The sequence below is a fragment of the Cupriavidus lacunae genome (assembly GCF_003353055.1).
GTDB lineage: Bacteria > Pseudomonadota > Gammaproteobacteria > Burkholderiales > Burkholderiaceae > Cupriavidus > Cupriavidus lacunae.
On record NZ_QKWJ01000083.1, the window covers coordinates 20,934 to 32,433 of the forward strand.

General features: G+C 68.2%; 6 protein-coding genes. All 6 read left to right on the forward strand.

Annotated elements, in window-relative coordinates; genetic code table 11:
- Window positions 1-241 precede the first annotated feature (241 nt).
- The gene (locus DN412_RS35170) at window positions 242-682 is read left to right on the forward strand and encodes a CoA-binding protein (RefSeq protein WP_115215778.1); all 441 of its coding nucleotides are present in this window, start codon (window positions 242-244) and stop codon (window positions 680-682) included.
- 58 nt (window positions 683-740) lie between these two features.
- Window positions 741-1,691 carry an alpha/beta hydrolase gene (locus DN412_RS35175; RefSeq protein WP_115215779.1) on the forward strand — a complete coding sequence of 317 codons (951 nt, stop codon included), beginning with the start codon at window positions 741-743 and terminating at the stop codon, window positions 1,689-1,691.
- A 52-nt stretch (window positions 1,692-1,743) separates the two neighbouring features.
- The gene (gene hemE / locus DN412_RS35180) at window positions 1,744-2,835 is read left to right on the forward strand and encodes a uroporphyrinogen decarboxylase (RefSeq protein ID WP_115215781.1); all 1,092 of its coding nucleotides are present in this window, start codon (window positions 1,744-1,746) and stop codon (window positions 2,833-2,835) included.
- 524 nt (window positions 2,836-3,359) lie between these two features.
- Window positions 3,360-5,678: a primosomal protein N' gene (locus tag DN412_RS35185; protein ID WP_208647718.1), complete on the forward strand. Its 2,319-nt coding sequence runs from the start codon at window positions 3,360-3,362 to the stop codon at window positions 5,676-5,678.
- A gap of 194 nt (window positions 5,679-5,872) precedes the next feature.
- Complete coding sequence (putA, locus tag DN412_RS35190; protein WP_115215780.1) at window positions 5,873-9,850, forward strand: trifunctional transcriptional regulator/proline dehydrogenase/L-glutamate gamma-semialdehyde dehydrogenase; 3,978 nt, start codon at window positions 5,873-5,875, stop codon at window positions 9,848-9,850.
- Between the two features lie 155 nt (window positions 9,851-10,005).
- Window positions 10,006-11,157, forward strand: a complete 1,152-nt coding sequence (locus tag DN412_RS35195) for a branched-chain amino acid ABC transporter substrate-binding protein (RefSeq protein WP_078198275.1) — start codon at window positions 10,006-10,008, stop codon at window positions 11,155-11,157.
- Window positions 11,158-11,500: the final 343 nt, after the last annotated feature.

Sequence of the window (11,500 nt, forward strand, 5' to 3'; positions counted from 1 at the left end):
TTTTGAAAGAAGTTGAAAGCCCGAACCCTTAAAATCAGGCGTGATCGGCATATTTTTGCGCGTTGACGTCACGTTCGCTGCAAATGCGTGCCGTTGGATTATCTTTCCGCGCCCATTTTCCATGTTCGTTTGCGCACCAATTGCTGCGTGACAATTGCGGTTACGATTCAGTACGCCCGCGGCCGCCTTGTCACGTTCTTGGCCTGCCCGCGGCGCGCCCCTGCCTACCCACGGAGATGCGATGCCGCCTGAGATGCAGCAAGCCATACACGCCATGCTGGCAATGAAGACCGTAGCCGTGGTCGGCCTGTCCGACCGCCCGGAGCGGCCCAGCCACGAGGTGGCCGAGTTCCTGCAAGGCCACGGCTTTCGCATTGTGCCGGTCAATCCGCGCCATGCCGGCGAACGTATCCTGGGCGAGACCTGCCACGCCACCCTGCGCGAGGCCGCCGACGCCGCCGCCGCGGCGGGCGCCCCCATCGAATGGGTCGATATCTTTCGCCGCGCCGAGCAAACGCCTGCCGTGGTCGACGAGGCCATCGCCATTGGCGCGCGCGGGGTCTGGCTGCAGCTTGGCATTGTCAACGACCAGGCCGTGCGCCGCGCCGCCGGGGCGGGGCTGCTGGCGGTGCAGGACTGCTGCAGCAAGGTCGAGTTGACGCGCCAGCTTGGCCTGGACTGATATCCGGCCTTCTTCTCCTCACTTCTCACTTCTCCAGCTTTCCGACCTGCCGCCGACCATGGCCATCGATCCGCAACTGCTTGCCTATTACCGCCGCCTGGCCGACCGCTATGCCGCTGAGCCGGCGTCCGCCGACATTCCTGCCCAGCGGGCACGCTTTGCAGAGATTGCGGCCGCGTCGCTGTTACCGGACCCGGAAGGTATCGCCGTGCAGGACCTGGAGGTGGCGCTGGCCGGCCGTACCCTCGGGGCGCGGTTGTTCCGCCCGGCCGGCGTGGCCGCGCCGCGGCTGGTGGTCTATTTCCACGGCGGCGGGTGGGTGATCGGCTCGCCGCAGACGCACCATACCGTGGCGGCCTTGCTGGCGGCCGATACCGGCTGTGCCGTGGCCAGCGTCGACTACCGCCTCGCACCCGAACACGCCTTCCCGGCGCCCTGCGACGATGCCGCCGAGGCCGTCCTGTGGTTTGCCGGCCAGCGCCAGGCCCTGGGGCTGGCGCCAGGCTTCCTGGCGGTGGCCGGCGACAGCGCCGGCGGCCATCTGGCGGCCCAGGCCACGCAGCGGCTCAATGCCGGCGACGCCGTGCGGGTCGATGCCCAGCTGCTGGTCTATCCGGTCACGGCGCCCGTGCTCAGCACCGAGAGCTACCGTGCCTTCGCCGACGGCCCCGGCCTTACGCGTGACGAGATGGCCTGGTTCTGGACCCAGTTCATCGGCGCAGAGGGCCTGGCACTGGGCGCCGCCCACGGCGATCCGCGCGTGCACCTGATGGCCGCGCCGCCGGTGCGTCCGCCCGCCACCGTGCTGATGGTGGCCGCGCACGATGTGCTGCGCGACGACGGCCTGGCCTATGCCGACTTCCTGGTGCGCCACGACGCCCCGGTGATCACCATCGAGGCCAGCGGCATGACCCATGGCTTCGCGCGGCTGCAGCCCGATGCCGAGCGCGCGCGCGAGTGGATGCGGCGCGCCGCGTCGGCCTTCGCCGGGATGATCGACGACGTCTGAGCGGCATCCTCCCGCGGCCATCCCTTAGAATGGCGGTCTTACGAGGATGATCATGACCGCACTGCAGAACGATACCTTCCTGCGCGCGCTGCGCCGCCAGCCAACTGAATACACGCCGCTGTGGCTGATGCGCCAGGCAGGCCGCTACCTGCCCGAGTACAACGCCACGCGCGCCCGCGCCGGCAGCTTCCTCGGGCTGGCCAAGAACCCGGCCTACGCCACCGAAGTGACACTGCAGCCGCTGGACCGCTACCCGCTGGACGCGGCCATCCTGTTTTCCGACATCCTGACTGTGCCGGATGCAATGGGCCTGGGCCTGTCGTTCGCGCAGGGCGAGGGCCCGCGCTTCGCTCATCCGCTGCGCACCGAAGCCGACGTGCAGAAGCTGGCTGTGCCCGACATGGCGTCGCTGCAGTATGTCTTTGACGCCGTGCGCGAGATTCGCCGCGCGCTGGTCCAGGACGGCAGCCAGCGCGTGCCGCTGATCGGGTTTTCGGGCAGCCCCTGGACGCTGGCCTGCTACATGGTCGAGGGCGGCGGTTCGGACGACTTCCGCACGGTCAAGGCGATGATGTACGGCCGCCCGGACCTGATGCACCGCATCCTCGAGGTCAACGCCCAGGCGGTGACGACTTACCTGAACGCCCAGATCGAGGCCGGCGCGCAGGCCGTGATGATTTTCGACACCTGGGGCGGGGCGCTGGCCGACGGGATGTACCAGGCGTTTTCGCTGGCCTATATGCGCCGCGTGCTGGCCGGCCTGAAGCGCGAGCACGAGGGCCAGCAAGTGCCGGCGATCGTGTTCACCAAGGGCGGTGGCCTGTGGCTGGAGGCGCTCGCCGACACCGGTGCCGATGCCATCGGGCTGGACTGGACCGTCAACCTGGCCGAGGCGCGCCGGCGCACCGGTGGCCGCGTGGCGCTGCAGGGCAATATCGACCCGACCGCGCTCTTTGCCCCCGAGGCCGCCATCCGCGAGCAGGTGCGTGGCGTGCTGGACAGCTATGCCGCGGGTGGCGGCAGCGATGGCCATGTCTTCAATCTTGGCCATGGCATTTCGCAGTTCACGCCGCCCGAGAGCGTTTCGGTCCTGGTCGACGAAGTCCATCGTCATAGCCGCCAGCTGCGCGCAGCGCAGAAGTAACGGTGACAGTATGCGGGCGGGCTGGGGGCTGCTGCGGTGCCGTGTACCGCAGCGCTCCGGCCCTCCGGCGTACCCAGTGCTGCGGGAGCCGCGCCGCCGGACCCTGTCAAGTTAACTTTTTCGCCAGCATTCGCCAAAAAGGTGCTCGGACTTGACTGACGGCCCTTGACTTATGCACACCAATAGGTTTGCCGCAGTGCAGGACAGGGTTATTCCCTAACCTATCCGGGGGATGTTTGCAAGCCCTTGATTTTTAAGGATTTGGAAGATTTGCAAAGCAGGGTCCGATGCCGGTGGATCCCTTGTTTCTCGGGGGTTTCCGGCCTGCCGAAGCGACTTTTCAACAAAGTTATCCACAGGGGCGGTGGAAATAGTGGAAAACCAGTCATCTATCATCGACTTAGGGCCACATTTGAAGTTTTACTTTAAGTTGATGTTGCGCCGCACACTAACTTTCCGTCGTCCACACACCTGCCGCCCGCTGCACAACAGTTGCGCAAAGGCGGTGCACCAGGAAGGGCCAAATGGCGCCAGCTAGCGGCGCACTGCCCCTCGCCGAGGCCGACACGGCAGCCGCCGGCGCCGTGACGCCATCCGCCCAGCCGGTCATCCGGATCGCGCTGGACACGCCCGCCGACGACTGCTTCGACTATCTCGCCACCCCCGACGTCGCGCCAGGCGACCTGGTCGTGGTGCCGTTCGGCCGCCGCAGCATGGTCGGGGTGGCGGTGGAATATGCGGAAGGCTCCGACGTACCCGCGGACAAGCTGCGGCCGGTTGCGCAGCTGCTGGACTGGATGCCGCCGCTGCAGCCCGACTGGATCGACCTGGCCGCGTTTGCCGCTCGCTACTACCAGCGCCGCCTGGGCGAAGTGATGCTGCCAGCCTTGCCCCCCGCCTTGCGTGAGGCCGAGAGCTGGCCAGGACTGGCCCAGCGTGCCCGCACCGACGAATACCGCCTGTTGCCTGGCCATGCCGAGGCCTTGCTGGCGGCCGTGCCGCCCCGCGCACGCAGCGTGCGCGCCCTGGCGCAGGCGCTGGCCGAGCGCGCCGCCGCAGGCGAACCGCTGGCCCTGGCCGACGCCCGCGTGCTCTGTGCGGCGGCCCCGTCGCGGCTGGCCGAGTGGCAGGCCGCCGGCTGGGTCGAGGCCAGCCGCACCGCGCGCACCCTGCTGCCGACCGACCCCGCGCAGCCGCCATCCTCCGCGCCGCCGTTGCATGAAGAACAGCGTGCCGCGGTGCAGGCCATTGCCGAGGCCGAAGGCTTTGCCCCGTTCCTGCTGCACGGGGTCACCGGCAGCGGCAAGACCGAGGTCTACCTGCATGCGATGCAGGCGGTGCTGGAGCGCGACCCGCAGGCCCAAGTGCTGATGCTGGTGCCTGAAATCAACCTGACCCCGCAACTGCAGGCCCGCATCGCGGCGCGCTTCCCGCACCTGCCGCTGGCGGTGCTGCACAGCGGCCTGGCCGACCAGGAGCGCAGCCTGCAGTGGCTGGCCGCCCATCGCGGCGAGGCCCGCATCGTGCTGGGCACGCGCATGGCGGTGATGGCCTCGCTGCCGGCGCTGGCGCTGATCGTGGTCGACGAGGAGCATGACACGTCATACAAGCAGCAGGAAGGGCTGCGCTATTCCGCGCGCGACCTGGCGGTATGGCGCGCCAAGCAGCGCGACATTGCGGTGGTGCTGGGCTCGGCCACGCCGTCGATGGAGACCTGGTGGCGGGCCGGGCAGGGCACTTACCGCAAGCTGGTGCTGCGCGAGCGCGCCCAGGCCGACGCGACCCTGCCGACGGTGCGGCTGGTCGACCTGAACCACGAGCGCCAGCGTCAGCGCGCGCTGTACGAAGGGCTGTCGGTGCCGCTGCTGGAAGCCATCGACGCCCGCCTGGCGCGTGGCGAGCAGAGCCTGCTGTTCCTGAATCGCCGCGGCTACGCGCCGGTGATCGCCTGCGACAGCTGCGGCTGGCTGTCGGGCTGCCCGCGCTGCTCGGCGTACCTGGTGCTGCACCGGCCCGAGCGGCGCCTGCGTTGCCACCACTGCGGCCTCGAGGCGCCGGTGCCGCACCACTGCCCGGACTGCGGCAATGTCGATATCGCGCCGCTGGGGCGCGGCACGCAGCGTATCGAAGAGGCGCTGGCGGCGCGCTTCCCACAGGCCCGCATCGCGCGTATCGACGCGGATTCCACGCGCCGCAAGGGCAGCGCGCAGGCCATGTTCGACGAGGTCCATGCCGGCGAAGTCGACATCCTGGTGGGCACGCAGATGGTGGCCAAGGGGCATGACTTCCAGCGCGTGACGCTGGTCGGCATCGTCCATCCTGACGCGGCCATGTTCAGCCACGACTTCCGCGCCGCCGAGCACCTGTTTGCCTCGCTGATGCAGGTGGCCGGGCGGGCAGGGCGGGCCGGCCTGCCGGGCGAGGTGCTGATCCAGACCCGCTATCCGGACACCCCGGCATTGCAGGCGCTGACGCGCCACGACTATGATGGATTCGCGGCCAGCCAGTTGCGCGAGCGGCGCCAGGCCGGGTTGCCCCCGTTCTGCTTCCAGGTGCTGGTAACCGCCGAGCACGGGCAGCTGGAGCGGGCGCTGCAGTTCCTGGAAGTGGCACGCCGACACGCCGAAACCTGCGAGCTGGCGGCCGAGGTGCAACTGCACGACCCGGTGCCGATGTCGATGGTGCGCGTCTTCAACCGGGAGCGTGCGCAGATGTTGGTGGAGGCCACCTCGCGCCCGGTATTGCAGCGCTTTGTGGCTGAGTGGGTACGGACTTTCGCAGAGGTGGGAACGCAAGCAAAAGGGGTGCGCTGGCAGCTTGAGATCGATCCGTTGCGGATCTGAGCCGGCCGGTGCGGCGGCGGGAGGTGCAACCCTGGCATTAGGGTTTTCGATAGGGTTGCACTAGGTTGCACCTTGGTGATTTTCGGGAGTAAGATCGCGCCAGCTCACAGGCTGCGGCCGGTCGCTCGCCCGTGCCCGTCGGCACGGACGAGGTAGCACCGGCGGCGGCTCCAGTCTTTCGGAGAATTGCCCGCATGGCCACCACCACTCTCGGCGTCAAGCTCGACGACGCCTCGCGCGACCGCCTCAAGCGCGTTGCCCAATCGATCGACCGCACGCCGCACTGGCTGATCAAGCAGGCCATCTTCAGCTACCTCGAGCAGATCGAGCGCGGCCACCTGCCGTACGAGACTGGCGCTGCCGGCAGCGCCGACGCGGATAGTGCGGATGGTGCCGAGCCTGTCCATGGCGATGCCGCGCCGCAGCCGTTCCTGGAATTCGCCCAGAGCATCCAGCCGCAGTCGGTGCTGCGCGCCGCCATTACCTCTGCCTATCGCCGTCCCGAGACCGATTGCGTGCCGGTGCTGCTGGAGCAGGCGCGCCTGCCGCAGCAGCAGGCCGAGGCCGCCATCAAGATGGCCAAGACGCTGGCCACGCGGCTGCGCGAGCAGAAGGTCGGCACCGGCCGTGAAGGCCTGGTGCAGGGGCTGATCCAGGAATTTTCGCTGTCGTCGCAGGAAGGCGTGGCGCTGATGTGCCTGGCCGAGGCCCTGCTGCGCATCCCCGACAAGGCCACCCGCGACGCCCTGATCCGCGACAAGATCAGCGGCGCCAACTGGCAGTCGCACCTGGGGCAGAGCCCGTCACTGTTCGTCAACGCCGCAACCTGGGGCCTGCTGCTGACCGGCAAGCTGGTCGCCACCCATACCGAATCAGGCCTGACCAAGGCGCTCACGCGCATCATCGGCAAGGGCGGCGAGCCGCTGATCCGCAAGGGCGTGGACATGGCCATGCGCCTGATGGGCGAGCAGTTCGTCACCGGCGAGACCATTTCCGAGGCACTGGCCAACGCGCGCAAGTACGAGGCCGAGGGCTTCCGCTACTCCTACGACATGCTGGGCGAGGCGGCCATGACCGAGGCCGATGCCGCCCGCTACCTGGCCTCGTACGAGCAGGCCATCCATGCCATTGGCCAGGCCTCGCGCGGGCGCGGCATCTACGAAGGCCCGGGCATCTCGATCAAGCTGTCGGCGCTGCACCCGCGCTACAGCCGCGCGCAGCATGAGCGCGTGGTGGGCGAGCTGTACGAGCGCCTGAAGTCACTGACGCTGCTGGCGCGCCAGTACGACATCGGCATCAATATCGACGCGGAGGAAGCCGACCGCCTGGAGATCTCGCTCGACCTGCTCGAGCGCCTGTGCTTCGAGCCCGAGCTGGCCGGCTGGAACGGCATCGGCTTCGTGGTGCAGGGCTACCAGAAGCGCTGCCCGTTCGTGATCGACTACCTGATCGACCTGGCCCGCCGCAGCCGCCACCGCCTGATGATCCGCCTGGTCAAGGGCGCCTACTGGGACAGCGAGATCAAGCGCGCCCAGGTCGAGGGCCTGGAGGGCTACCCGGTCTATACGCGCAAGGTCTACACCGATGTGTCGTACATTGCCTGCGCGCGCAAGCTACTGTCGGTGCCGGACGCGATCTACCCGCAGTTCGCCACGCACAACGCGCATACGCTGTCGGCCATCTACCAGATCGCCGGCCACAGCTACTATCCCGGCCAGTATGAGTTCCAGTGCCTGCACGGCATGGGCGAGCCGCTGTACGACCAGGTGGTGGGGCCCACCGCCGACGGCAAGTTCAACCGGCCGTGCCGCATCTACGCGCCGGTCGGCACGCATGAAACGCTGCTGGCCTACCTGGTGCGCCGCCTGCTGGAGAACGGCGCCAATACCTCGTTCGTGAACCGCATTGCCGACGACACCATCTCGCTGGACGAGCTGGTGGCCGACCCGGTCGCCGTGGTCGAGGCCATGCACCGTGACGAAGGCGGGCTGGGCCTGCCGCACCCGCGCATTCCGTCGCCGCGCACGCTGTATGGCAAGAGCCGACCCAACTCGGCCGGCATCGACCTGGCCAACGAGCACCGCCTGGCGTCGCTGTCGTCGGCGCTGCTGGCCGGCACCAGCGAGCGCTTCGTGGCCGAGCCGATGCTGGGCGCCGAGTTGCCGCGCGCCGCTGACGCCATCACCACCCCGGTGCTGAATCCGGCCGACCACCGCGACGTAGTGGGACAGGTCACCGAGGCCAGCCAGGCAGACGTCGACGCCGCGCTGCAGGCCGCCATCAACGCCGCGCCGATCTGGCAGGCAACGCCGCCGGACGTGCGCGCTGCCGCGCTGGAACGCGCCGCCGACCTGATGGAAGCCCAGATGCAGTCGCTGATGGGCATCATCATGCGCGAGGCCGGCAAGACCTTCTCCAACGCCATCGCCGAAGTGCGCGAGGCCGTGGACTTCCTGCGCTACTACGCCGCCGAGATCCGCCGCAGCTTCGATAACGAGACCCACCGCCCGCTGGGCCCGGTAGTCTGCATCAGCCCGTGGAACTTCCCGCTGGCGATCTTCACCGGCCAGGTGGCCGCGGCGCTGGCCGCCGGCAACCCGGTGCTGGCCAAGCCCGCCGAGCAGACCCCGCTGATCGCCGCCGCCGCCGTGCGCCTGCTGCGCGAAGCGGGCGTGCCGGCCGGCGCGGTGCAACTGCTGCCAGGCCGCGGCGAGACCGTGGGCGCCGCGCTGGTGGGGGACGCCCGCGTCAAGGGCGTGATGTTCACCGGCTCGACCGAAGTCGCACGCATCCTGCAGCGCAACGTGGCGGGGCGCCTGGATACGGCCGGCCGCCCGATCCCGCTGATCGCCGAGACCGGCGGCCAGAACGCGATGATCGTCGATTCGTCGGCGCTGGCCGAGCAGGTGGTCGGCGACGTGGTCAACTCCGCCTTCGACTCGGCCGGCCAGCGCTGCTCGGCGCTGCGCGTGCTGTGCCTGCAGGAAGACGTGGCCGACCGCGTGCTGGAAATGCTCAAGGGCGCCATGGAGGAACTGAACATGGCCAACCCTGACCGCTTGTCGACCGACGTCGGCCCGGTGATCGACGACGAAGCGCGCGGCAATATCGTGCGCCATATCGACGCCATGCGCGCCAAGGGCCGCAGTGTCCACCAGGCCGTCCCCAATGCCGCGCAGGGTGCCAGCTGCCGCAACGGCACCTTCGTGTCGCCGACGCTGATCGAGCTGGACAGCATCGAGGAACTCACGCGCGAGGTGTTCGGCCCGGTGCTGCACGTGGTGCGCTACCCGCGCGCGGCGCTCGACACCCTGGTCAGCCAGATCAATGGCACCGGCTACGGCCTGACGCTGGGCATCCATACCCGCATCGACGAGACCATCTCGCAAATCGTCAGCCGTGCCCATGTGGGTAACCTGTACGTGAACCGCAATATCGTCGGCGCCGTGGTCGGGGTGCAGCCGTTCGGCGGCGAATCGCTGTCGGGCACCGGCCCCAAGGCGGGCGGCCCGCTCTACCTGCACCGGCTGCTGTCGGTCTGCCCGCAGGACGCGGTGGCGCGCAGCGTGCGCGCGGCCGATGCCGCGGGTGGTGCCGAAGCCGTGGGCCCGGACGATGACGCTGCGCGCGCCACGGAGGCTTTCCGCACCTGGGCGCGCGCCGAACTGCCGGAAGTGGCCGCCGCCTGCGAGCGCTTTGCCGAAGCCTCGCCCTCAGGCCTGGCGGTGACGCTGGCCGGCCCCACCGGCGAGCGCAACACCTACACCCTGCTGCCGCGCGAGCGCGTGCTGTGCCTGGCCGCGCAGGAGGCCGACCTGGCCCTGCAGCTGGGCGCCGTGCTGACCGTCGGCGCCGAGGCGGTATGGCTGGAAAACCCTGTCAGCCGGGGGCTGTTTGCGCGCCTGCCTAAGGGCGTACAATCGCGCGTCCGCATGGTGGCCGACTGGACCGCGGCGGACACGGCGATCGATGCGGTGCTGCACCACGGCGATTCCGACCAGTTGCGCACGGTGTGCGAACAGGTGGCCGCGCGCCCCGGTCCGATCATCGGCGTGCAGGGCCTGACGCAGGGTGAACCGAATATCGCGCTCGACCGTTTGCTGATCGAGCGCTCGCTCTCGGTCAACACCGCGGCCGCGGGCGGCAATGCCAGTTTGATGACGATCGGCTGAGGCAACCCTCGGACGTCGTCATGTCGAAGCGCGCGGCGGCGGCGGTGATCCCGCCCCGTTGCGCACAGGAAGCAAGGCGCGGCACTGCCAGGCTGCGCCGCCATAACGCCGGCAACGGCACCACATCGGCACCATTTGGGACCCAAGGAGATCTGATGAGCTCGACATTCCACAAGACGGCAATGACCGTTGCCCTGACCCTGGCCGGCCTGACCGCCGCCTCCGCCGCGTTCGCGCAGGCCCAGGAAATCAAGCTGGGCTTTGCCGGCCCGATGACCGGCGGCCAGGCGCAGTACGGCAAGGACATGCAGAACGGCATCGTCCTCGCGATCGAGGACATGAACGCCACCAAGCCCAAGATCGGCGGCAAGGAAGTCAAGTTCGTGCTGGTCTCCGAAGACGACCAGGCCGACCCGAAGACCGGTTCGGTGGTCGCGCAGAAGCTGGTCGACAACGGCATCCAGGGCATGCTGGGCCATTTCAACTCGGGCACAACCATCCCGGCGTCGATGGTCTACAACCGCGCCGGCATTCCGCAGATCGCCATGGCGACGGCACCGGAATACACCAAGCAGGGCTTCAAGACCACCTTCCGCATGATGACCTCCGACACCCAGCAGGGTTCGGTGATCGGCGCCTTCGTGGTGAAGAAGCTGGGTGCGAAGAACATCGCCATCGTCGATGACCGCACCGCCTACGGCCAGGGCTTGGCCGACGAGTTCGAGAAGGCCGCCAAGGCCGCCGGCGGCAAGGTCGTGCGCCGCGAGTTCACCAACGACAAGGCGGTGGACTTCAAGGCCGTGCTGACCAACATCAAGCGCAGCAACCCGGACATCATCTTCTACGGCGGCGCCGAGACCCAGTCTGCGCCGATGGCCAAGCAGGTCAAGGAACTGGGCATGAAGGCCCCGCTGGTGTCGGGCGAAATGTCCAAGACCGACAACTTCCTGAAGCTCGCCGGCCCGGCCGCCGAAGGCACGGTGGTGTCGCTGGCCGGCCTGCCGCTGGACCAGATGCCTGGCGGCGCCAACTACGAGAAGAGGTACGAGAAGCGGTTCGGCTCGAAGGTGCAGACCTACTCGCCGTACGCCTATGACGGCGCCACCGCGATGATGACCGCCATGGTCAAGGCTGGTTCGACCGATCCGGTGCGTTACCTGCCGGTGCTGGCTGCTACCAATATGCAGGGCGTGACTACCAAGACGCTGGCGTATGACGCGCGTGGTGATCTGAAGGATGGTGGTATCACTGTCTATAAGGTGGTGGGTGGTAAGTGGACGGTGCTGGAGACGGTTGGCGGGAAGTAAGTTGGCTGCTGGTTTTGGTTGTGGAAAACGCTGCCTTTGGGCGGCGTTTTTCCTGTTGGGGCTTTTGTTTGTTGGTTTGGTTATGTAGGTCGGGTTCGATGTTGTTGTAGGTTTAAGCGCCTGGTTCCGCCCTGCTGGGCGGGTCACTTTTTGTCCGAGCGACAAAAAGTAACCAAAAAACGCGTCGCCTCTGGCGGCTGGCCACCAATTTGTTGGTGGGGGTGGTTCGAGCGGCGGTGCTTGCCGTTCGATGTGGTGGGTGGTTCGGGCCTGCTACGCACCCTGTCTGTGCCCACATCAACGGACTATTGGACGAACCCGACTTTAGGCGGTTGGCAGCCTG